14 protein-coding genes and 1 pseudogene are annotated in these 22,954 nt (G+C 63.2%); 11 read left to right on the top strand and 4 right to left on the bottom strand.

The window, feature by feature from the left end; genetic code table 11:
• The first annotated feature begins 33 nt into the window (after nucleotides 1-33).
• The 11 genes and pseudogenes from CYG48_RS14350 (at nucleotide 34) to pbpC (ending at nucleotide 18,296) form a co-directional block, all read left to right on the top strand.
• On the top strand, nucleotides 34-1,113 hold the full coding sequence (locus tag CYG48_RS14350; RefSeq protein ID WP_118850996.1) for an acyltransferase family protein: 1,080 nt from the start codon (nucleotides 34-36) through the stop codon (nucleotides 1,111-1,113).
• Nucleotides 1,114-1,239: 126 nt separating this feature from the next.
• Nucleotides 1,240-2,043 carry an SDR family NAD(P)-dependent oxidoreductase gene (locus tag CYG48_RS14345; protein WP_118850995.1) on the top strand — a complete coding sequence of 268 codons (804 nt, stop codon included), beginning with the start codon at nucleotides 1,240-1,242 and terminating at the stop codon, nucleotides 2,041-2,043.
• Between the two features lie 300 nt (nucleotides 2,044-2,343).
• Nucleotides 2,344-4,200, top strand: a complete 1,857-nt coding sequence (locus tag CYG48_RS14340) for a TRAP transporter large permease (RefSeq protein ID WP_118851678.1) — start codon at nucleotides 2,344-2,346, stop codon at nucleotides 4,198-4,200.
• A gap of 44 nt (nucleotides 4,201-4,244) precedes the next feature.
• Complete coding sequence (locus CYG48_RS14335; RefSeq protein WP_118850994.1) at nucleotides 4,245-5,264, top strand: TRAP transporter substrate-binding protein; 1,020 nt, start codon at nucleotides 4,245-4,247, stop codon at nucleotides 5,262-5,264.
• Nucleotides 5,265-5,299: 35 nt separating this feature from the next.
• Entirely contained in the window at nucleotides 5,300-6,172 is an 873-nt protein-coding gene (locus CYG48_RS14330; protein ID WP_118851677.1) for an IclR family transcriptional regulator, read from the top strand.
• 16 nt (nucleotides 6,173-6,188) lie between these two features.
• Nucleotides 6,189-7,358, top strand: coding sequence for an acetyl-CoA acetyltransferase (locus CYG48_RS14325; protein WP_118850993.1), 1,170 nt, complete (start codon nucleotides 6,189-6,191; stop codon nucleotides 7,356-7,358).
• Nucleotides 7,355-8,983: pseudogene (locus CYG48_RS14320) on the top strand (acyl-CoA synthetase); the annotation flags it as partial. The gene CYG48_RS14325 and the pseudogene CYG48_RS14320, both read left to right, overlap by 4 nt.
• Before the next feature lie 96 nt (nucleotides 8,984-9,079).
• Entirely contained in the window at nucleotides 9,080-9,862 is a 783-nt protein-coding gene (locus CYG48_RS22825; protein ID WP_340162644.1) for a PCC domain-containing protein, read from the top strand.
• A 3-nt stretch (nucleotides 9,863-9,865) separates the two neighbouring features.
• The gene (locus CYG48_RS14315; protein WP_118850991.1) at nucleotides 9,866-10,609 is read left to right on the top strand and encodes an SDR family NAD(P)-dependent oxidoreductase; all 744 of its coding nucleotides are present in this window, start codon (nucleotides 9,866-9,868) and stop codon (nucleotides 10,607-10,609) included.
• Nucleotides 10,610-10,735: 126 nt separating this feature from the next.
• A complete protein-coding gene (locus CYG48_RS14310) occupies nucleotides 10,736-16,198 on the top strand; it encodes an alpha-2-macroglobulin family protein (protein ID WP_118850990.1) in 5,463 nt (1,820 codons plus the stop codon).
• 16 nt (nucleotides 16,199-16,214) lie between these two features.
• Nucleotides 16,215-18,296, top strand: a complete 2,082-nt coding sequence (pbpC, locus tag CYG48_RS14305; protein ID WP_118850989.1) for a penicillin-binding protein 1C — start codon at nucleotides 16,215-16,217, stop codon at nucleotides 18,294-18,296.
• Between the two features lie 837 nt (nucleotides 18,297-19,133).
• Here pbpC and CYG48_RS14300 read toward each other — a convergent pair.
• Genes CYG48_RS14300 through CYG48_RS14285 form a run of 4 tightly spaced genes read right to left on the bottom strand, consistent with a single transcriptional unit; the run spans nucleotide 19,134 to nucleotide 22,798 of the window.
• A complete protein-coding gene (locus CYG48_RS14300; RefSeq protein WP_118850988.1) occupies nucleotides 19,134-19,973 on the bottom strand; it encodes a dipeptide ABC transporter ATP-binding protein in 840 nt (279 codons plus the stop codon).
• Complete coding sequence (locus tag CYG48_RS14295) at nucleotides 19,970-20,839, bottom strand: ABC transporter ATP-binding protein (RefSeq protein ID WP_118850987.1); 870 nt, start codon at nucleotides 20,837-20,839, stop codon at nucleotides 19,970-19,972. The genes CYG48_RS14300 and CYG48_RS14295 overlap by 4 nt, the downstream gene beginning before the upstream one ends.
• Before the next feature lie 2 nt (nucleotides 20,840-20,841).
• Nucleotides 20,842-21,753, bottom strand: a complete 912-nt coding sequence (locus CYG48_RS14290; protein ID WP_118851676.1) for an ABC transporter permease subunit — start codon at nucleotides 21,751-21,753, stop codon at nucleotides 20,842-20,844.
• Between the two features lie 40 nt (nucleotides 21,754-21,793).
• Nucleotides 21,794-22,798 (bottom strand): ABC transporter permease subunit, encoded by a 1,005-nt coding sequence (locus CYG48_RS14285; RefSeq protein ID WP_118850986.1) that lies wholly within the window; start codon nucleotides 22,796-22,798, stop codon nucleotides 21,794-21,796.
• Nucleotides 22,799-22,954: the final 156 nt, after the last annotated feature.

Here is a 22,954-nt window from a genome sequence, read left to right as displayed (position 1 = left end):
GATGGGCTTCGTCTCCAAGCCGAGGACAAGCGGATGACGAACACGAAGCCCCCGCGCCTGCTCAACCTGGACCTTTTGCGCCTCGCTTCGGCGTTGATGGTGCTGCTGTTCCACTATGGTTTCAGGATGGAGCGAAGCGGCGAGGGCGGCGGCATCGGCTTTCCGGAAGTCGCCCCATTGGCCCAATGGTTCGATGCGGGACTGCTCATCTTCTTTGCCATATCGGGCTACGTCATCACCATGTCGGCGGAAGGGCGGTCCGCTTTTGACTTCGCAGTTGGACGCTTCGCGCGGCTCTGGCCGACATTCGTCGTATGCGCGACGATTACGGCCGTCATCCTGTCCATCATGCCGGTGCCGGGGCTCGAACCGCCGACGATCAGGCAGTGGCTTGCGCATGCGGTCATCATCTCGCGCGGGTTGGGTCAGCCCTTCCTCGACGGCGCCTACTGGACCATCGCCTACGAGATCATCTTCTACGGATGGATCTTCCTGTTGCTCGCCTCCGGCCTCCTCGGTCGGCATTGGCGGCAGGTGGTGCTCGCCTGGTTGCTCGTTTCCGCAACCAATGAGCTGTTCCTCGGCAGCGGGGCCCTCCAGAAACTGCTGATCACCGAATATTCCGGCTATTTTGCCTTCGGCCTCGTGCTCTACAAGACCCAACGCGACTGGTCCGCACGGAACCTCGTGCTTCTGTTCGCTGCCGCCTGCTGGGCAACGGTGGCGCCATTCCTGACGGAGCCGGACTTCATCGAGATGTATGGGCTCCATCGAAGCATTGAAGGGCTCTCGCTGCTGGGGCCGCTCTCGCTCGGGCTTGTTGCTGTCTGTGCCACCATGCCGTCGGTACCGATGCGCCCTGCGCTCGCCATTGCGCTCGGCGGGCTCACCTATCCGCTTTACCTGCTGCACCAGAATATCGGTTACGCCGTGTTCGCGAGGTTCGGCACGGCCGAAAATCGTTGGCTGCTCGCGCTCGCCCTCCTTGCCCTGCTGCTTGCCGTTTCATTCGCATTGGCGCGTTGGCTGGAGCCGTGGGCCCGGCGCAGCATCCTCAATGTTGCCGCCCAACTGAAACCTGGCATGCCCAGGCTCCCGCAGCAGCGGGCGTAGAACTACGCCCTCTCACCTTACTGATCGTTTGCGCACAGGACCTGTTCGTCCTTTCGCATGGACCGAGCTTCTTCCTCGCCGTAATGTTCCGCCGCCGCCGGGGGAGCGGCGAGGAGGAGCAGTTTTATGAATCGCATGCAGGACAAGGTGGTGCTGGTGTTTGGCGCGGGCTCGGTGGGACCGGGTTTCGGCAACGGCAAGGCCGCCGCCGTCGCTTATGCCCGCGAGGGCGGGAAAGTTGTTTGTGTCGATGTTGATCTAGAGGCCGCAAAAAACACCGTCGAGGTGATCGAGTCCGAGGGCGGAACGGCACTCGCGTTGTCAGCTGATGTCACGCAGTCCACCCAGATTGCTTCGGTCGTGGAGCAGACGATGAACCGCTTCGGCCGCATCGACGTGCTGCACAACAATGTCGGGATCAACCTGCCAGGCGGTGCGGCCGAGGCGACGGAGGAAAGCTGGCGCAAGGTCATGGATGTCAACCTGACCAGTGCGTTCCTCACCTGCAAGACCGTGCTGCCGATCATGGAGCGCCAGGGCAACGGCGCAATCATCAATATCTCGTCGCTCGCTTCGATCCGCTGGACGGGTTATCCGTACGTTTCATATTATGCATCTAAGGCGGCGCTCAATCACTTTACGCGCGCGATCGCGGTCGAATATGCCGCCAAGGGGATCCGCGCCAACACCATCCTGCCGGGGCTCATGGACACGCCCCACATCCAGAAGCAGATCAGCGGTTATTACGGCTCGGCCGAGGAGATGAAGGCGAAGCGCGATGCGTTGTCGCCCATGAAGCGGCAGGGCGACGGCTGGGACATTGCCTGGGCTTCGGTTTTCCTGGCATCCGACCAGGCGAAATACATCACCGGTATCGAACTTAAGATCGACGGCGGACTGCATATCACCGTCGCCGGGAGCCTCAACTGATGAACGTTCTGGCGGTTCAGCATATGGACCGCCAGATACAAAAATGCGCGTTTCCTTGATTTAGGGCTTGCGTCGTGCTTCGGCGTCGAGCAGATTTCACGGGCTCGAACAACGGCTCTTGGGGGAGCTGCTGCGAATGGCTGGAGGAGCCGGACGCGGGGGAGAAGTTGGTCGCTGCCGTGGCGCTTTGAGCGTCGCCGCTCCAGACGATGGATCCTGTTGCTTCTCGGGCAGCGCGAGGTTTGCGCTTGATAGGGAGGATGGCAGGTGACGGCAACAGCCAACAGCACGATCGATCCGATGGACGAGGCAGCGATCCTGGCGGGGCTCGAGGGTATTGCGCCCCAGCAGACCGGCTCGCGCTGGATGCGCCCGATCGAAGCGGTTGCCGCCGCGCTTCTGGTCGCCATCATCGCGCTTCTCCTGACCGGTGTCATCTCCCGTTACGTTTTCTCGCTTCCGATCGTCTGGATCGATGAGGTCGCCTCGATTTCCTTCCTGTGGCTTGCCATGCTCGGTTCCGCGATGGCGGTGGACCGCAGCGAACACCTGCGGCTGACGCTTTTCGTCGGCATGCTGCCGTCGCGGGTCCAGGGTGTGGCGAACACGCTCGCCATGTTGCTGATGGCCGTGTTCCTTGGCGTGATGCTGCGCCCGGCCTATGAATACGCGATGGAAGAGGCCTTCATCACATCGGCGGCCCTGAACATCCCGATGAGCTATCGCGCGACCGCGCTGCCGGTCGGCATCGCGTTGATGCTGGTGCTTGCCGTGGTCAACGTCATCAAGGGTTCGAACTTCCGGCAGATCGCCATTTCGGTCGTTGCCACAGCCGTTGTGGTGGCCTTGTTGTGGTTCGTTGGTCCCAGCCTCAAGACCATCGGCAACTGGAACATCCCGATCTTCCTCGTTGGCTTCGTGGCGCTGTTTCTGGTGCTTGGGGTGCCGATCGCCTTCTGCTTCGGGCTTGGCACGCTGGCCTTCCTCACCTTCACCACCTCTGTCCCGGTCTTCGTCATGATCGGCCGCATGGACGAGGGCATGTCGAGCATCATCCTGCTTTCGGTGCCGATCTTCGTGCTGCTCGGCTGCGTGCTTGATGCGACCGGCATGGGCAAGGCGATTGTGGAGTTCCTGGCGTCGCTGCTAGGCCACGTCCGCGCCGGCATGTCTTATGTGCTGCTCGGCTCGCTTTTTCTCGTGTCTGGTATCTCCGGCTCCAAGGTGTCCGACATGGCGACGGTGGCGCCCGCGCTGTTTCCGGAAATGAAGCGCCGCGGCCACAAGCCGCCGGAAATGATCGCGCTTCTCGCAACCGGCGCTGCCATGGCCGAAACGGTCCCGCCGTCGATCGTGCTGATCGTGCTCGGCTCGGCAGCCGGTGTATCGATCGCGGGCCTGTTCACCTCCGGCTTTGCAATCGCCATGGTGCTGCTTCTGGTGCTGGCCGTGCTGGCACGCTGGAAGTCCCGCCACGAATCCATGGCCGGCGTGCGCCGTGCGCCGCTGTCGCTCATCAAGAAGGCCTTCCTGGTTGCCGCACCGGCACTGGTCCTGCCGTTCCTGATCCGCACCGCGGTCGGCGAGGGCATTGCCACCGCAACCGAGGTGTCGACGATAGCCGTCCTTTACGCGATGATCATCGGCGTCATCCTCTACGGTGGCATCAGCCGCGAGCGGCTTTACGGCATGCTGGTGGAAACGGCAGCGCTTTCCGGCGCCATCCTGATGATCCTCGGTGCGGCCTCCGCCATGGCTTGGGCGCTGACGCAGACCGGTTTTGCCTCGCAGCTCGTTGCCGCGGTCCAGGATCTTCCGGGCGGCTGGCTTACCTTCATGGGCGTCACCATCCTCATCTTCATGGTGCTCGGCTGCGTGCTGGAGGGGCTGCCGGCAATCGTGCTGATGGCGCCGATCATGTTCCCCGTCGCCCGCTCGCTCGGCATCAACGACATCCACTATTCCATGGTGGTCGTAACGGCGATGAACATCGGCCTGATGGCCCCACCGATCGGCATCGGTTTCTATATCGCCTGCAAGATCGGCAATGTTTCGCCAGACGAGGCCATGAAGGCCATCTGGCCCTATATCGGCGCGCTGATGATCGGCCTTCTGGTGATCGCGGCTGTGCCCTTCTTCTCGACGGTTTTCCTGTGAAACCGTGAGACCATAAACCGGGAATAAAATTGGAGGAGGACTTTATGACCGTTAATCGCAGAACGCTTCTTTTGGGTGCCGCCAGCACCGGCATTGCCACCACATTTTCCATTCGCACGCGCCCGGCCAATGCGGCCGAATTCACCTACAAGTTTGCCAATAACCAGGCACTGTCGCACCCGATGAACGTGCGCGCCAAGGAAGCTGTCGCCAAGATCCAGGAGGAGAGCGGCGGCCGTATGGCGATCAACATCTTCCCCTCCAGCCAGCTTGGCGCCGATACGGACATGCTGAACCAGATCCGCTCCGGCGGCGTCGAAATGTTCAGCCTGTCGCCGATCATCCTGTCGACCTTCGTTCCGAATGCTTCGCTCAATGGCGTCGGTTTTGCCTTCCCGAGCTATGACAAGGTCTGGCCCGCCATGGACGGCGACCTCGGCAAGTATGTTCGCGGCGAGATCGAGAAGAAGGGCCTGCTGACGCTCGACAAGATCTGGGACAACGGCTTCCGCCAGATCACCTCGTCCAAGGGTCCGATCGAGACGCCGAAGGACCTCGAAGGCTTCAAGATCCGCGTTCCGGTGAGCCCGCTCTGGACTTCCATGTTCACCGCCTTCGGCTCGGCACCGGCATCGATCAACTTCGCCGAAACCTACACGGCGCTGCAGACTGGCATCGTCGACGGCCAGGAAAACCCGCTTGCCATCCTCACCACGGCGAAGCTCTACGAAGTGCAGAAGTTCGTCTCGATGACGAACCATATGTGGGACGGCTTTTGGATACTTCTGAACCGCCGCGCATGGCAGGCGCTGCCGGAAGACCTGCAGGAAATCGTTTCCAAGCACTTCAACGCCGCAGCCGAACTGCAGCGCAAGGACGTGATGGACCTCAACACGACGGTCCAGGCGGAGCTCGAAGGCAAGGGCATGACCTTCAACAAGCCGGACGGCGCGCTCTTCCAGGAAAAGCTGAAGGAAGCCAACTTCTACAAGGACTGGAAGGCCAAGTATGGCGACGAGGCTTGGGAAATCCTCGAAAACGCCGTTGGAACGAAGCTCGGCTAAGCCAGGCGGGATAGGCGGACGTGCCTGTGGAGCAGATGATCGCAAACCTGGCTGATCTTCGGATCGGTGGCACGTCCGGCTCGGGCGCGCAGGCGGTGGAAAGGGCCTTGCAGCTTCTTTCCATCGTCGGGCGTCGTGCCGAGCATGGGGTCGCATTGAGTGAAGTGGTCGCCGAAAGCGGCCTCAACAAACCGACGACGCGGCGGCTCCTGATGGCGCTGATGCGCTCGCGACTGGTTGAACAAGACGAAGTGACGCGCCGTTATTACCTCGGCGGCGAACTCTATGTGCTCGGCGTTCTGGCTGCCCGCCGTCACGGACTTCTGGAAATGGCTGCAGACAGCCTGAAGAGGTTGTCTGCGCTGTCTGCCGACACCAGCTTTGTATCGATGCGGCGCGATGACTACGCCGTTTGTCTGCATCGCGAGGAAGGAACGCACCCGGTGCGTACCCACGCTTTGCTGACCGGCGACCAGAATCCGCTCGGCGTCGGGGCAGGCTCGCTCGCCATGCTGGCGGCGCTACCGGACGAGGAAGTGGAAGCGATCCTGGCGCGCATCGAAGGCGTCCTTGCCTCCCAGTACCCGGGCTACACGCCCGATATCGTGCGCGAAGATGTCGCCCGGACGCGGGCAACGGGTTACGCGGTCAATCCGGGGCGGGTCATTTCGAGCTCCTGGGGCATCGGGATGGCGATCCTGCTTCCCGACGGTCGGCTCGCCGGGGCGCTTTCGATCGCGGCGATCGATAGCCGCATGGGCGAGGCGCGGCAAAAGGAACTCGCGGGCCTGCTCCAGGCGGAAGTCGAGCGGGTCCAGACGAAAATGCGGGCGCTGTTTACGGTTCGCGACCCCGTGCCACGCAGCAAGCCCGCCGGCGCACGTCGCAGGGCGCTTCAACCAGTTTAAGGCAAAGGAGAAGATCATGTCAGGTGCAGAGATTGTCGGCTGGGCCCATTCCAAGTTCGGGAAATCCGAGGCAGGCTCGACGCGTGAGCTGATGGCGGAAGTGATCAATCCGGCGCTCGAACATGCAGGCATCACCGCGAAGGATGTCGATGGTATCTTTGTCGGCGTCTTCAACAACGGTTTTTCCAAGCAGGATTTCCAGGGTGCGCTTGCGGCCATGGCGGCCGATGGTCTCGACCATGTCCCGGCGGTCCGCATGGAAAATGCATGCGCAACGGGTTCTGCCGCGCTGTATTCCGCGCTTGATTTCATCGCCTCCGGTCGGGGCAAGATCGCGCTGGTTGTTGGCGCCGAAAAGATGACGGCGCTGCCGACCAGGGAGACTGGCGACATCCTGCTCTCGGCCTCCTACCGTGAGGAGGAAGCCGATGTCGAAGGCGGTTTTGCGGGCCTCTTCGGCCGTATCGCCAGCCACTACTTCCAGCGTTATGGCGACCGTTCGGAAGAGCTTGCGATGATCGCCGCCAAGAACCACTCGAACGGCATGAAGAACCCTTATGCCCACATGCAGAAGGACTTCGGCTTCGAGTTCTGCAACACGGTGTCCGAGAAGAACCCTTATGTCGCGGCACCGCTCCGGCGCACGGATTGCTCGCTGGTGTCGGATGGTGCGGCGGCGCTTGTCATTGCGGCTCCTGATGTCGCCGCCAACATGAAGCGGGCGGTGGCTTTCAAGGCGCGCAATCACGTCAACGACATCCTCGCAATGTCGCGCCGCGACCCGATCGCTTTCGAGGGCGCTCGCCGTGCCTGGCAGAAGTCGCTCGGCGACGCCGGCGTCACGCTCGACGACCTGAGCTTCGTCGAAACGCATGACTGCTTCACGATTGCCGAGCTCATCGAATACGAGGCGATGGGCCTCGCCGAGCCAGGTAAGGGCTATCGCGTCATCCGTGAAGGCATCACCCGCAAGGATGGCCGTCTGCCGGTCAATCCATCTGGCGGACTGAAATCCAAGGGTCATCCGATTGGTGCGACCGGGGTTTCCATGCACGTCATGGCCGCCATGCAGCTTTGCGGTGAGGCGGGCGACATGCAGGTCCCGAATGCCACCATGGCTGGCGTCTTCAACATGGGTGGGGCTGCGGTCGCCAACTACGTGTCGATCCTGGAGCGCACGAAATGAATGCGATCACCTCGGTGGCGGTCGACGGAAAAAGCGATCCGGCGGGTGGGGTAAGCCCGCGCTCGACGCGGGTCATGAACCTCGCCCGTTTCGTAACGCAGGCGACGCGTCGCGAGCCGGACGGCGTTGCACTGGTCTGGGCCGACAAGACCTGGACCTGGGCGGAATTCGAAGCCCGCATCGACGCCATGGCGGCCGCACTGCAGCAGCGTTTCGGCGTCGGCAAGGGTGACCGCGTCCTGGTTCAGTCACAGAACTGCAACCAGATGTTTGAGTCCATGTTCGCCTGCTTCCGCATCGGTGCGGTCTGGGTGCCGACCAACTTCCGGCAGACGCCGGACGAGGTTGCCTATCTTGCCAAGGCGAGCGGCGCGACCGGCATGATCTGCAACGCCTCGTTTCCGGATCATGCCCGGGTGGCGCGGGAAAACAACCCCGAGATCGGCTTCGTCATTGCCATCGGGACTGCCGGGTTCGGCCCGTCCTATGACGCGATCGTCACCGAGTTTTCCGGCAAGAAGCCGGTCGAGGCGGCCGTTGATCGCGATGATCCATGCTGGTTCTTCTTCACCTCCGGCACCACGGGGCGCCCGAAGGCGGCTGTGCTGACCCACGGGCAGATGGCATTTGTGGTCAACAACCACCTCTGCGACCTGATGCCGGGCGTCACCTCCGCCGATGCGGCTCTGGTTGTCGCGCCGCTTTCGCATGGCGCGGGCGTCCATCAACTGACGCAGGTCGCGCATGGGGTGAAGACCATCCTTCTGCCGACCGAGAAGTTCGATATCGATGTCGCCTGGGCGTTGATCGAGAAGTGGCGCGTTTCCACAATGTTCACCGTGCCAACCATCCTCAAGCTGATGGTCGAGCATCCGGCGGCCGAAAAGCACGACCATTCCTCGCTGCGCTACGTCATCTATGCCGGCGCGCCGATGTATCGCGAGGACCAGAAGCGTGCGCTGAAGACGCTTGGGCCCGTCATCGTCCAGTATTTCGGCCTTGGCGAAGTCACAGGCGCGATCACCGTCCTGCCGCCGGCACTGCATTCGGCCGAAGATGGCGAGCATGGGCGGATCGGCACCTGCGGCATCGAGCGGACCGGCATGCAGGTCTCCATCCAGAACGACAGGGGCGAAGAAGTCGCGCCGTTCGAAACCGGCGAAATCTGCTGCATCGGCCCGGCTGTCTTTGCCGGCTACTACAACAACCCGGAGGCCAACGAGAAGGCCTTCCGCAATGGCTGGTTCCGCACCGGCGATCTCGGCCATGTGGACGAGCAGGGCTTCCTCTACATCACCGGCCGCGCGTCGGACATGTATATCTCCGGCGGCTCGAACGTTTATCCGCGCGAGATCGAGGAAAAGCTGCTCACCCACCCGGCCATCAGCGAAGTGGCGGTTCTCGGCGTGCCGGATCCTCTGTGGGGCGAGGTCGGTTACGCGGTTTGCGTTGCAAAACCCGGCGTGTCGGTCACGGAGGCGGAGATGTTTGCCTTCATCGACGGCAAGATGTCCCGCTACAAGGTGCCGAAACGCTTTATCTTCTGGGATGCCCTGCCGAAATCAGCCTATGGCAAGATCACCAAGAAGATGATCCGCGAGGAGTTGCAGGCGCGCGGCGAGCTGGATTCAAAGCCGGCTAAAGACGCTAGGCCTGCGCTGCGCCAGCTCAGGCATCCGGGGCCGGTCGCGCCGCTCCGGTACGAGGCGGTACGCGCGGAGATGAAACCACTTGAGGGCGTACTCCAGCCCGGCGAGGTTTTCCTTGATGGCATCACGCGCGTGTTTTCCGAAGCCGGCTGCAAGGGCGGTTTCGTGGAAATTGAAGGTGGCGCCTGCGATCCGTTCCGCTACGTCCTGCCGGCCTTCTCGCCGGATTCGGATCATGCCGCCTGGTACAGCGAAACCTTCGCACCCGCTGCCGGCGGCAAATTCCAGCGCGCCACCGCGATCTTTGGTGAACGCGACGGCAAGCCGTTCCTGCATTGCCACGGCATCTGGGGCACGGGCGAAGGTGCCTTGCGCATGGGCCATGTGCTGCCGTTCGACAGTGTCGTCAGCCAGCCGATTGCAGTGCACGGTTATGGCAGCGCCGCGGCGAGCTTCGACTCCATCCCGGATCCCGAAACCAACTTCACGCTGTTTTCCGCCAGGGGTGAAAGCGGCGCCGGCAATGGGATCCTGCTGCGCATCCGGCCGAACGAGGATGTCGCGACTGTAATCGAGACTGTCTGTGCCGCGCATGGCATCACCGACGCCCGTATCTTCGGGATCGGCAGCATCAACGAACCGGTCTTTGAGGATGGTCGTCGCGTGGTCTGTCTCGCCACGGAAATCGCGATCGAAAACGGCCGGCTGGAGAAGGCGGCGGACGGTCTGGGCGCCACGCTCGATGCAGCAGTCGTTGACACCGATGGCGCTATCTACCACGGCCGGCTGGTGCGCGGTGATAATCCGGTGGGCGTCACTTTCGAGCTCGTCATCGTCGAAGGGGAGAAAAGCTAAGGCATGCGGAGCGTCCTTGTTACCGGAGCAGGTTCCGGGATCGGCCTGTCGACCACCGAGCTGCTGATGAGGGAAGGCTGGCATGTCGTCGCCGTGGATCGGGATGCCACAGCGCTTGAACGGTTGTCGCAGAAGCTGTCTGGCGCAAGCCTCACTACGCTCACCCTCGATGTCACGGACGAGGCAGCCAATTCCGATGTCGCCGCCCGCTGCCGCAGCTTGCCGAACCCGCTCACGGCGTTGGTCAACAGCGCTGGCGTCGGCTCCAATGTCCGGTTCGCGGATACGACAACCGAACAGTTCCGGCGCATCTACGAGATCAACGTCATCGGCGCCTTTGCCTTGAGCCAGGCGCTGGCGCCGGTGATCCGGGACAATGGCGGCGGCTCGATCGTGAACATCGCTTCCGTTTCGGGGATCAAGGGCAATCTCGGCCGCTCCGCCTACGGTGCCTCGAAAGGCGCGGTGATCACGCTGACGAAGATCATGGCGGTCGAGCTTGCCGACGACCGCATCCGCGTCAATGCGGTCGCGCCGGGACCGATCGAAACGCCGATGGTGGCGGAAACGCATACCGCGGTCACCCGCGAGGAATGGCATCGCACGGTGCCCATGCGGCGTTACGGCCAGCCGGAGGAAATTGCCTCCGCCATTTCCTTCCTGGTCGATGGACACCGGTCCTCTTACATCACCGGCCAGGTGCTGGCGGTGGATGGCGGTTTCACCGCGGCCGGCATCATGGCCTGAGCGGTTCTTGCTCGGCGTTATGAGCAATCGTCACGGGACACGCCGCGGCTTTCCCTCGAGCTTCATTGACAAGCATCCGGCAGCGGCGGAAAATCCCCTGGCTCGACGTCAGCCAGGGGGATCTTCATGTCTAGGCGCGCGTTCTTCGGCTTCATCGCTGCTCTTTCATCCGTTTTTGTCGCCCAGGCGCCGCTTGTGACGCCAGCCGCGGCGGCCGAACGGCGTATCGAAACGGCGGTGGATCGCGATTACCCTGGCTTTGATCTGAGGACCGTCAAGAATATCAGCCAGCCGCAATGCGAGGCTGCCTGTATCGGCGACAACAGTTGCAAGGCGTTCACCTACAACGTGAAGGCCAAGTGGTGTTTCCTCAAGTCCGACCACGGGCAGATGAACGTCTTTGCCGGCGCCGTTGCGGGCAAGATCGTGGAAGTTGCAAGCGAGCCGGATATCGGCGCGCCGCCGCGGCTCTCCTTCCTTTCCGAAGACCTCATGCAGCAGGCACGGGAGCAGAAGGATGGCCTGACGCTCGGTGACAATCAGCAGGGTTACGGCATCGAGAACCTGAAGGCGATCGCCCAAAACGAGCTTCTGAAGGGCAACGTCGATACCGCCATCTACAACTTCAAGGGCGCGCTGTCGCTGACGCCGGACGATGGCGATCTGTGGGTCGAGATGGCGCGGGCGGCAGGCACGGCCAACAATAATTCCTCGGCCGATGCTGAAGGCACGCTCGCGGCGATCAACGGCTACCTGTTGTCCCGCACCACGCAAAGGCGCGCTGATGCGCTGGCCGTGCTGGCGGCAGCACTCGCAAAACAGCAGAACTACCGCCCGGCGCTCAACGCCTACAAGGCAAGCCTCGCACTCGTCAGCGCCCGCACTGTTCAGGCGGCGTATAACGACCTCAACCAGCGCTTCGGCTTCCGCGTCACCGGCAACACCGTCAACAATGACAGCGCCAACCCGCGTGTCTGCGTGCAGTTCTCCGAGCCGCTGGTGAAGGCGGGCGTGGATTACGCGCCCTTCGTTGTTCTGGACGGGCAGGCGCCGAAGGCACTCGAAGCCAAGGACAACCAGATCTGCGTCGAAGGCCTCGCGCATGGCCAGCGCTACAAGCTGTCGCTGCGTCGCGGCCTGCCATCTTCGGTCGATGAACCGCTCGCCGCCCAGGTGGATCTCGACATCTATGTTCGGGACCGCTCGCCGATGGTGCGCTTCACGGGTGACAGTTTCGTCCTGCCATCAACCGCTCGCCGCGGCATCCCGATCGTGTCGGTCAACACAGAGCGCGCGGAGCTCAAGCTCTACCGCGTCGGTGATCGCAACATCCCGTCGATCCTGGCCGGCTCCCAGTTCCTGAGCCAGATCGATGGCTACAATGCCACCCAGATCGAGGAAACCAATGGCGAGCTGGTCTGGGAGGGTTCGATTGACCTTGCCCGCGACATCAACAAGGAGGTGGTGACCAGCTTCCCGGTTGATGAGGCGCTGCCGACCCGCAAGCCCGGCGTTTATGTCCTCACCGCTGCGGCATCCAATGCGGTAAGCCAGGAGTGGGAAAACAAGGCCACCCAGTGGTTTGTCGTTTCCGATATCGGCGTCTCCACCTATGCCGGGACAGATGGTCTGCATGTCTTTGCCCGCTCGCTCGGCAGCGCCAGGCCGCTGGCAGGTGTCGACCTGCAACTGCTTGCCAAGAACAACGAAATCCTCGGCACGGCGAAAACCGATCGCGATGGCCGCGCCGTCTTCACCGCAGGCCTGATGCGTGGCACGGCGGGCATGGTACCTGCGGTGCTGACCGCACAGCTGTCCGGCCAGGATTATGTATTCCTCGACATGAGCCGCGCCGGCTTCGACCTGTCCGACCGCGGAGTCACCGGACGTCCGGCCCCCGGTGCAATCGACCTCCTGCCTTGGACGGAGCGCGGCATCTACCGACCGGGCGAGACCGTTCACGCCATGGCGCTTGCCCGCAATATCGATGCCACCGCAATCGAGAACCTGCCGCTGACCTTCGTTTTCCTGCGGCCGGATGGCGTGGAAGACCGGCGCATGGTGAGCAACGGTGCGCTTGGCGGTTACGCGCTGGACCTGCCGCTGCAGCAGACCGCGATGCGCGGCACCTGGACGATGCAGATCTTTACCGACCCGAAGGGTTCGGCGATCGGCGAGAAAAGCTTCCTGGTCGATGACTTCGTGCCGGACCGCATCGAGTTCGACATGGAAAGCCCGGCGAAGCAACTCGTCGAGGGTGAAGCGGCGCCGGTCAATATCGACGGGCGGTTCCTGTATGGCGCACCGGCTGCGGGGCTGAAGCTCGAAGGCGAGATCGCGCTCAAGGCGACACGCGAAAACGCTGCCTTCCCCGGCTACCAGTTCGGCCTGGCTGACGAGGAAGAAACGGAGACGACGCGAATCCCGCTCGACATGCTGGAGCCGACCGACGACGACGGCAAGGCGAGCTTTGATGCGCTTGTGACCGAAGTGCCATCCACCACCCGGCTCATCAATGCCGATATCGTGGTGCGGATGCAGGAAGCAGGCGGACGCGCCGTCGAGCGGACAATCACCCTTCCGGTGAAGGCGGACGAGGCGCGGCTTGGCATCAAGCCGGAATTTTCCGGTGACCTTCCGGAAAACGGGGTCGCGAACTTCACCGTGATCGCGGTGGATGCGGAGGGCCGGAAGCAGGACATGCGTGGCCTCAGCTGGAAACTCATCAAGGTCGAGCGCGATTACCAGTGGTACCGCGAGGGTTCGTCCTGGCGGTATGAACCGGTCAACCGCACCAGCCAGGTGGCTGACGGCACGGTCGACGTGACTGCTGCCGATGGCGGCAAGCTATCCGTTCCCGTTGCCTGGGGGCGCTATCGGCTGGAGATCGAAACGGCAGATGTCGGCGGCCCGGTGAGCAGCGTCGAGTTCCAGGCCGGGTGGTTTGTTACCGCAAGCTCGACCGAAACGCCTGATGCGCTCGAAATTGCCCTCGACAAGCAAAGCTACAAGATCGGCGACACGGCCAAGCTCAAGATCTCGTCGCGTTATGCCGGCGAGTTGATGGTCACGGCCGGGTCGGAAAACCTGATCGCCGTGCAGAATGCCAGCATTGATGCCGACGGGGGCGAGGTGAGCATTCCGGTGACGGCAGATTTTGGCGCCGGCTCCTACATCACCGCGACGCTTTATCGGCCGGGCGAGGCGCAGCAAAGCCGCATGCCGATGCGGGCGATCGGCATCACCTGGTTGAAGGTGGATCCGGAGAACCGTGATCTGCAGGTGTCGATTACCGCGCCGGACCAGACCCAGCCGCGCCAGGCGCTCGACATTTCGCTCGATGTCGCCGGTGCGGGCGCCAACGAGAACGCTTATGTCACGGTCGCGGCAGTCGATGTCGGCATCTTGAACCTGACTCATTACCAGCCGCCGGCGCCCGACGACTGGTATTTCGGCCAGCGGCGCCTGGGGCTCGAGATCCGCGACATCTACGGCCGGCTGATCGACGGCTCGCTCGGTGCCATGGGGCGTCTGCGCACCGGTGGTGACGGCGGCAGCATGGCCTTGCAGGCCAGCCCGCCAAAGGAAAAGCTTGTGGCTTTCTTCTCCGGGCCGGTGAAGCTCGACGGTGAAGGCAAGGCCAAGGTCTCCTTCGATATCCCGCAATTCAACGGCACCGCCCGCGTCATGGCGGTCGCCTGGTCGAAAACCGGGGTCGGGCATGGCGTGAAGGACGTGGTGATCCGCGATCCGATCGTGGTCACTGCCAGCCTGCCGCGTTTCCTTGCTCCCGGAGACGAAGCAAACCTCCGGCTCGATATTGCCAACACCGATGCGCCCGCCGGTGACTACCAGCTCAAGGTGATGACCACAGAGCCGGTCTCGGTGGGTCGCGGCACGCTCAGGACCGTGAAGCTTGCCGAAGGCGGCAAGGCCAGCGTCACGCTTCCGCTGTCTGGCGTAAAGGCGGGCGACGGATCGGTTTATATCAGCCTGCAGAACGTCTCCGGCGTGTCGGTCTACCAGCAACTCGACATACCCGTGCGGCCGGCTGCCATGCCCGTCACCGAACGGCGGCTGGTGGAGCTGCGGCCGGGGGCCAGCGTGACGGTGGATGCCAATCTGCTGGCCGACAGCATGCTTCCCGGTGCGTCCGTCAGCGTCAATGTCAGCCGCTCCACCGCCTTCGACATCCCGGCGCTCCTCATGAGCCTCGACCGTTATCCTTACGGCTGCGCCGAGCAGACGACGAGCCGGGCGCTGCCCTTGCTCTATCTCAGCGAACTGGCGGTGCAGAACGGTCTTGCCGATGACGGTGAGGTGAAGAAGCGCGTCCAGGATGCGATCTACCGCGTCTTGTCCTTCCAGTCCTCGTCCGGCAGTTTCGGCCTCTGGGCACCGGGCGGTGGTGACCTGTGGCTTGATGCCTATGTCACCGATTTCCTGTCGCGTGCCCGCGAGCAGGGTTACGTCGTGCCTGAACAGGCGCTGGTGCAGGCGCTGGAGAGCCTGCAGAACTCGCTGAGCTTCACCACCAATGTGAAGGACCAGGGCAACGAGATCGCCTATGCGCTTTATGTCCTGGCCCGCAACCGCAGGGCCGCGATCAGCGACCTGCGTTATTACGCTGACACGATGCTCGGCGACTTCCCGACGCCGCTTTCCAAGGCCCATCTGGCCGCAGCGATGGCGCTATACGGTGATGCACAGCGGTCGCGCAACATCTTCGCGGCTTCGCTGCAGATGTCGGAGAACGCCTTGCTGCAGAAGGTGAGCCTCGTTCGCTCCGACTACGGGTCCTCGCTGCGTGACGGGGCGGCGGTGCTGGCGCTTGCGGCAGAAAGCAAACCGGTACCGCCCATCGTGCCGGCGCTTGCCGATATCGTCGCCAAGGAATGGGCGGCAAAGAAATACACGAGCACCCAGGAGCAGACATGGATGCTGCTCGCTGCCCGTTCCCTGCAGAACGGCGACGAGAACCTGAGGCTCAACGTCAATGGTGCCAGCCACACCGGCGCGCTGATGTCGCAGATCTCCGGCGACGCGCTGATGAACAACCCTGTGACGATCCGCAACGACAGCAGCGAGCCGTTGTCTGCGGCAATCACCACGGTTGCCGCACCGGCCCAGCCGCTCCAGGCGGGCGGTGATGGGTTCGACATCACCCGGACCTATTACAACATGAACGGCGAAGAGGTGAGCGTCAGCGAGGTGCAGCAGAACGAGCGTTATGTCGTGGTACTCACGATCAACGAAACGAATGACTGGCCGTCGCGGATCGTCGTGACCGACCTGCTCCCGGCCGGCTTCGAGATCGACAACCCGGGTATCGTCAACAGCGCGGGCCTCCAGAACTTCGACTGGATCGAGGAGGTCACGCCGGCGCATCTGGAGTTCCGCAACGACCGCTTTGTTGCCGCCTTCAACCGCAATGCCGGCGACAACCGCGAGATCTCCCTGGCCTACGTCGTTCGCGCCGTAACACCGGGCGTCTACGATCATCCGGCGGCGCAGGTCGAGGACATGTATCGCCCGCAGCTTGCGGCCCGCACCGCAGCCGGCAAGATGGAGGTTGTCGCCGCGCAATAAGCGGCGGCATTGGCCCATGAAGCGTCGGTGGAAACTCTCGATCGGGCTTGGCGCCTGCCTCCTCGCGGCGGCGGGACTGCTTGTGGGTCTCGATGCCGCGGACAAGGTCTATCCACCGCCGCTCGACGGCGCCAAGGTGGTTTCGGCTGAGGTGCTCGACCGTGACGGCGAGCTTTTACGGGCCTTCGCCACGCCGGAGGGGCGCTGGCGCTTGCGGACACGGCCGGAGGATGTCGACCCGCGCTTCCTAAAGATGCTGGTCGCCTACGAGGACCAGCGGTTCCACGACCATGCGGGCGTCGATCTTCGGGCAATCGGGCGGGCGGCCTGGCAGCTTGTGACCCACGGCCGGATCGTTTCCGGTGCCTCGACGCTGTCGATGCAGGTGGCGCGGTTGATCGAGCCTCGCGAGACCCGCTCGTTTTCCGCCAAGCTTCTCCAGTTCGTCCGGGCGATCCAGATCGAACGGCGACTGAGCAAGGGGGAGATCCTTGAGCTTTACCTGACGCGAGCCCCGTATGGTGGCAACCTTGAAGGCGTGCGTGCGGCGAGCCTGGCCTATTTCGGGAAGGAGCCGAGGCGGCTGAGCGTGGCAGAGGCAGCACTGCTGGTTGCCTTGCCGCAATCGCCGGAAGGGCGGCGGCCGGACCGGCACCGGCAGGCGGCACAAGCGGCGCGTGAACGTGTGCTGCAGCGCGCGGCGGTGGCGGCAATTACCGGCGAGGGCGAGGCAGAACGCGCGGCCGGTGACCCAATCCCGGCCAAACGTTTGCAGCTTCCGGCTTATGCGGCCCATCTTGCCGAGGTGGCAATCCGCAAGCAGCCGAAGGCGGAGGTGTATCACACGACGCTGAAGCGGAGCATCCAGAGCGGACTGGAGCAGGTGGCGCGTGAAGCCGCCGCCAAGCTTGCGCCAAAAGTGTCGCTGGCGATGGTGATGGCGGATGCAACGACCGGCGAGATTGTCGGAGAGGTCGGGTCGGCGGACTATTTCGACGCCAGTCGCTCCGGCTGGATCGACATGACCCGGGTGCTGCGCTCGCCGGGCTCGACGCTGAAGCCTTTCATCTACGGGCTTGCCTTCGAGCAGGGGCTGGTCGGCCAGGAGACGATCATCGAGGACCGGCCGGCCGATTTCTTCGGCTACCGGCCGAAAAATTTCGACATGACCTACCAGGGCGATGTCAGCGTGCGGCAGGCGCTGCAGCTGTCGCTCAATGTGCCGGCGGTGCGGCTGCTCGATGCCGTCGGGCCATCGCGGCTGATGGTCCGGTTTCGCCGGGCCGAGATCAAGCCGGTGCTGCCGCCGAACGAGGCGCCGGGGCTGGCGATCGGGCTCGGCGGCGTCGGCATCAGCCTCAAGGACCTGGTTCAGGCCTACGCAGCGCTTGCCAATCGCGGCAGTCCCGTGAAGCTCGGCAATGGGGTGGAGGAGCAGCCGGGCCTGATTGAAGCGGGTCCGCTGCTGGAGCCTGTGGCCGCCTGGAACATCGCCGACATCCTTTCGGACATCATCCCGCCACAGGGGTCGCGGCGGCTCGGCATCGCCTACAAGACCGGCACGAGCTACGGTTATCGAGACGCCTGGTCGGTCGGTTATGACGGGCGACATGTGCTGGGCGTCTGGGTAGGGCGGCCGGACAATGGCGCGGTGCCGGGTATTGCGGGCTACCAGACGGCGGCACCGATCCTGTTTTCCGCCTTCGAGAAGTCTGGTGTGGCTGTTACGCCCTTTCCGCCGGCGCCGGCCGGCGCGATGCGGCTCGCGCAGGCGGATCTGCCCAATAGCCTCAGGCGATTTTCAGTAACGGCGAGCGGCTTGTTCTCCTCCTCGGCGCGTGAGCCTGCGCCGCAGATCATCTATCCCCCGGAAGGGGCACGGGTCGATCTCGGGGCGCGCTCGGGAGAAATTTCGCCGCTGGTGCTGAAGCTGCAGGGCGGTCGCGCGCCGTTCCGCTGGCTCGCCAACGGCAAGCCGCTGCAGGACCTTTCGCGCCGCCGCACGCATGACTGGACGCCGGATGGCGCGGGTTATTCAACGCTGACGGTGATCGATGCGGTCGGCCGGGCCGCGACGGTGCGGGTGTTCGTGGAGTAGGTTGGCGCGGATTGCTGCTCGGCATTGCGCAATAACCGGTGTCGTGGAATAACCGGTGCTGGGAGCAGGCGCACTCCTCCCTTGGCGATCTCAAGAATTTTCAAAGAACCCTGGGCGAAGCCAGGTATCGGACGGGGCGCTGAAAGCTGCCTCGTAAGTTTTAGTTTATGTGACACCTTTCAGCGCCCCGTTCGGCGGTTTTTGCCCGCGACTTGGGTCTCTCTGCGAGGATCTTTAAGGACGGTGTTCTCCGCCGGTTGCCGGGCGCCTGAGTTTGACCCCAGAGCCCCCGTCGGACTTGAAGGTCCGGCGACACCATCCTCTCTTACCCCCATGTGTGCCGCACAGGCACGTCCGACGCGCTCTTTCGGGCATCAGAAGCAGTGGGTGGTCCGATCCCGCCTGCTTCCCCCGTCTCGCCGGAGGGAGACCATTTTCCGCGAACCCCGATGATGAAGGTTCACGTCCTCCCCTCATCCTCGGCGCCGGCCCCGCATGGCTGGCACGCCTGCCAGCGTATCCGATGCGGAACGGGGACATTGTAGGAGCGGGTTCTGGGGGCGTGGAAAGTTGAGGATGGTTTTTCGCTCAAGTGGTTGATGTTGCTGGAGGTGGGGTAAGAGATTTTCCACGGGGTGTGGAATGGGTGCAGCACCCCCTCACCAACAAAATCTACGATTTAGCTGAAGCTAAGATCGTGATTTTGTAACCTCTCCCACAAGGGGAGAGGGAGAAGCGTCGCGCGTGCCGCATCGGCTCCCATCCCCTTGTGGGGGGACGAAAAATCGGCAGCTTAGGCCGAAGGGCCAGGTCCCGGATTTCAGGTGGGGAGGTCTTTCAGGCCGCGGCGGCGGCCTTCTTCCTGGCGATGCGGGCGCGGATCGATTCGACGTCGGCGCGCGGCGTCGCCGCAAACAGCGTGCGGGTATATTCGTGCTTCGGGTCCGAGAAGACCTCGTCGCGGGTACCGTATTCGACCGCCTCGCCAAAATACATCACCATCACCTCGTCGGCGATGTAGCGCACGACCGACAGGTCGTGGCTGATGAAGACGTAGGTGAGGCCGAATTCGTCCTGCAGGTCGGCAAGCAGGTTCAGCACCTGGGCCTGGACCGAGAGGTCGAGCGCCGAGACCGGCTCGTCCAGGACGAGGAGCTTCGGGTTCATCATCAGGGCGCGGGCGATGGCGATACGCTGGCGCTGGCCGCCGGAGAACATGTGCGGATAGCGGTTGTAGTGTTCCGGGCCGAGGCCGACCTTGACCAGCATCTCGGTGGCGCGCTCGCGACGTTCGGCGGCCGACATGTTGGTGTTGATGGACAGCGGTTCACCCAGCACGTCGCCGATCTTCTGGCGCGGGTTGAGCGAGCCGTAAGGGTTCTGGAAGACGATCTGCACCTTCTGGCGCATCTCGGGCGTCAGGTGGCCCGGGCGGGTGTCCATCTTGTCGCCATCGATATAGAGCTCGCCGCCGGTCGGCTCGTCGATGAAGGTCAACATGCGGGCGAGCGTCGACTTGCCGCAACCGCTTTCACCGACGATGGCGAGCGTCTTGCCGCGTTCCAGCTTGAACGACACGCCCTTCACGGCGTGGATGATCTTCTTCGGCTTGAAGAGGCCAGCCGCCAGTTCGTAATCGCGCTTGATATTGCGCACTTCGAGCATCGTATCGGTCATGCTGTTACTCCCAATCCCGCACTCGGAGCCGGTTCGGGATTGCCGTCGAAGAAATCGGAAACGGTGGTGAGGCGGTCGCCGGTGGCGTTTTCCGGCAGCGCCGCCAGCAGCGCCTTGGTGTAGTTGCTCTTCGGATTCTCAAAGAGGGTCAGCACGTCGGCTTCTTCCATCTTGCGGCCCTTGTACTGCACCACGACGCGATCTGCCGTTTCGGCCACCACGCCCATGTCGTGGGTGATCATGATGAGGCCCATGCCGGTCTTGGCCTGCAGCGCCATGATGAGATCGAGGATCTGCTTCTGGATCGTCACATCGAGCGCGGTGGTCGGCTCGTCGGCGATCAGGAGCTTCGGGTTGCAGGCGATCGCGATCGCGATCATCACGCGCTGGCACTGGCCGCCCGACATCTGGTGCGGGAAGCTGTTCAAGCGCTCTTCCGGGTTGGGCAGGCCCACCTGGCGGAACAGTTCGATGGCGCGGGCACGGCGGGCCTTCTTGTCGAGGCCGAGGTGGATGCGCAGCACTTCCTCGATCTGGAACCCGACCGTGAAGCATGGATTGAGGCTTGCGATCGGCTCCTGGAAGATCATCGCGATGTCCTTGCCGATCATCTTGCGGCGATCAGCCGGGCTGATGCCGCGCATGTCGCGGCCCTCGAACAGCATGCGATCGGCAGTGATCTTCGCCGTCCAGGGCAGGAGGCCCATGACGGCGAGCATGGCCACCGACTTGCCCGACCCGGATTCACCGACGATGGCGAGCACCTCGCCCTTTTCGACGGACATGGAAACGCCGTCGACGGCACGGAACCAGCCCGAAGCTGTCTCGAATTCAACGGTGAGGTTTTCGATTTGCAGAAGCGCCATGATCAGGACCTCTTCAGTTTCGGGTCGAGCGCATCGCGCAAGCCGTCGCCCATCAGGTTGATGGCGAGAACGGTGATGAGGATGGCAAGGCCGGGGAAGGTGACGACCCACCAGGCGCGCAGGATGAATTCGCGGGCTTCGGCGAGCATGGTGCCCCATTCCGGTGCCGGCGGCTGCGCACCCATGCCGAGGAAGCCAAGCGCTGAGGCATCAAGGATGGCGTTGGAGAAGGAGAGCGTCGCCTGGACGATCAGCGGTGCGGTGCAGTTCGGCAGGATGGTCTTGAACATCAGGCGAACTGGACCGGCGCCGGCAAGGCGGGCGGCGGTGACGTAATCGCGTGTCTTCTCGGCCATTACGGCGGCGCGGGTGAGGCGCACGAAATGCGGCTGCAGGGTGATCGCGATGGCGATCATGCCGTTCGTCAGGCTCGGGCCCAGGATAGCGACCAGCACGAGGGCGAGCAGCAGCGACGGGAAGGCCAGGATGATGTCCATCAGGCGCATGATGACGGTGTCGATCCAGCCGCGGTAGTAACCGGCGATGAGACCGACCAGGATGCCGCCGACCAGGGAGAGCGTTGTCACGAAGACGCCGATGAACAGCGAATATTGCGCGCCGTAGAGGAGGCGGGAGAGGATATCGCGGCCCACCGGATCGGTGCCGAGGAGATAGGTGGCGCTGCCGCCGCTCGTCCATGCCGGGGGTTTCAGCACCGCATCGCGGTACTGCTCGAACGGCGAGTGCGGGGCGATCACCGGTGCGAGCAGCGCGACGGCCACCAGCAGCACGAAGATGACGAGGCCAATGACGGCGCCGCGGTTTTCGGAAAAGTAGAACCAGAACTCCTTGAGCATCTGGCGGCGCATGGCGCCAGACGAAAGGACTTCGGGTGAATTGTCGATGTCTGTCATGGTATCGGCCATGGGATTTCTCCTTCTTCTTCTGCCGAAATCAGTGCCGGATGCGCGGGTTGATCAACCCGTAGAGCAGATCGACAATGAGATTGACGAGCATGATGATGGCCGCGATCAGGAGCAGGCCGCCCTGGATGACCGCATAGTCACGCCGGAAGACGCTATCGACCATCCACTTGCCGATGCCCGGCCAGGAGAAGATCGTTTCAGTGAGGATGGCGCCGGCGAGCATGACGCCGATTTGCAGGCCGATCGTGGTGATGACCGGGATCATGGCGTTGCGCAGCGCGTGGATGCCGATGACGCGGAAGGGGGACAGGCCCTTGGCGCGGGCGGTGCGGACGTAGTCTTCCGACAGCACTTCGAGCATGGCCGAGCGCGTCTGGCGGGCGATGACCGCAAGCGGGATCGTGGCAAGCACGATCGACGGCAGCGCCAGGTGGCTGAGCGCCGAGGCAAACGCACCCTTCTGTCCCGAAATCAGCGAGTCGATCAGCATGAAGCCGGTGACCTGCGGGAAGAAGAACATCAGCGAGATGCGGCCCGAGACCGGGAACCACTGCAGGATGCCGGAGAACAGGATGATGAGCAAAAGGCCCCACCAGAAGATCGGCATGGAATAACCGACGAGCGCAATGCCCATCAGGCCCTGGTCGAAGATCGAACCGCGCTTGACGGCGGCGATCACGCCGGCGGGAATGCCGAGCAGGATGGCGAGGATGATGGCGCAGACGGAGAGCTCGACAGTGGCCGGGAAAAGCTGCCAGAACTGGTCGAGGATCGGCTTCTTCGAGACGATCGAGGTGCCAAAGTCGCCGGTCAGCACGCCGCCGAGATAATCGAAATACTGCACCACGATTGGCCGGTCGAAGCCGAGCTGGGCGCTGATCTGCGCGTGGCGTTCCGGGGACATGACGCGTTCGCCGGAGAGGAGGGCGACTGGATCTCCCGGCAGAAGCCGGATGAAGGAAAATGCAATGATGGAGACCCCGATGAAGGTCGGGATCAAAACGGCGAGACGCCGCAACAGCAAGCCAAACATTCGAAACCTTTTATGGTTCTGGTCCGTGGCCGGTTCACGACTTTGTCAAGCCATGGAAACGGCAATCGTGGCGTCTCCGCCTCATTTTTAAGGCGTCTCTTAAGAAAATGCCGCGGGAAACGCAACGCGTCCCGCGGCAAAATCGTAGTATAGGAC

Origin of the sequence: Neorhizobium sp. SOG26 (genome assembly GCF_003491345.1) — a bacterium.
Taxonomy (GTDB): domain Bacteria; phylum Pseudomonadota; class Alphaproteobacteria; order Rhizobiales; family Rhizobiaceae; genus Neorhizobium; species Neorhizobium turbinariae.
The sequence above is the reverse complement of the archived record's forward strand: the minus strand, read 5'-3'. Positions and strand labels throughout refer to the sequence as shown.

Excerpts from the sequence above, each read along its gene's own strand:
- CYG48_RS14350 (WP_118850996.1), top strand. The coding sequence starts at position 34 with ATGACGAACACGAAGCCCCCGCGCCTGCTCAACCTGGACCTTTTGCGC.
- CYG48_RS14345 (WP_118850995.1), top strand. The coding sequence starts at position 1,240 with ATGAATCGCATGCAGGACAAGGTGGTGCTGGTGTTTGGCGCGGGCTCG.
- CYG48_RS14340 (WP_118851678.1), top strand. The coding sequence starts at position 2,344 with ATGGACGAGGCAGCGATCCTGGCGGGGCTCGAGGGTATTGCGCCCCAG.
- CYG48_RS14335 (WP_118850994.1), top strand. The coding sequence starts at position 4,245 with ATGACCGTTAATCGCAGAACGCTTCTTTTGGGTGCCGCCAGCACCGGC.
- CYG48_RS14330 (WP_118851677.1), top strand. The coding sequence starts at position 5,300 with ATGATCGCAAACCTGGCTGATCTTCGGATCGGTGGCACGTCCGGCTCG.
- CYG48_RS14325 (WP_118850993.1), top strand. The coding sequence starts at position 6,189 with ATGTCAGGTGCAGAGATTGTCGGCTGGGCCCATTCCAAGTTCGGGAAA.
- CYG48_RS22825 (WP_340162644.1), top strand. The coding sequence starts at position 9,080 with ATGAAACCACTTGAGGGCGTACTCCAGCCCGGCGAGGTTTTCCTTGAT.
- CYG48_RS14315 (WP_118850991.1), top strand. The coding sequence starts at position 9,866 with ATGCGGAGCGTCCTTGTTACCGGAGCAGGTTCCGGGATCGGCCTGTCG.
- CYG48_RS14310 (WP_118850990.1), top strand. The coding sequence starts at position 10,736 with ATGTCTAGGCGCGCGTTCTTCGGCTTCATCGCTGCTCTTTCATCCGTT.
- pbpC (WP_118850989.1), top strand. The coding sequence starts at position 16,215 with ATGAAGCGTCGGTGGAAACTCTCGATCGGGCTTGGCGCCTGCCTCCTC.
- CYG48_RS14300 (WP_118850988.1), bottom strand. The coding sequence starts at position 19,973 with ATGACCGATACGATGCTCGAAGTGCGCAATATCAAGCGCGATTACGAA.
- CYG48_RS14295 (WP_118850987.1), bottom strand. The coding sequence starts at position 20,839 with ATGGCGCTTCTGCAAATCGAAAACCTCACCGTTGAATTCGAGACAGCT.
- CYG48_RS14290 (WP_118851676.1), bottom strand. The coding sequence starts at position 21,753 with ATGACAGACATCGACAATTCACCCGAAGTCCTTTCGTCTGGCGCCATG.
- CYG48_RS14285 (WP_118850986.1), bottom strand. The coding sequence starts at position 22,798 with ATGTTTGGCTTGCTGTTGCGGCGTCTCGCCGTTTTGATCCCGACCTTC.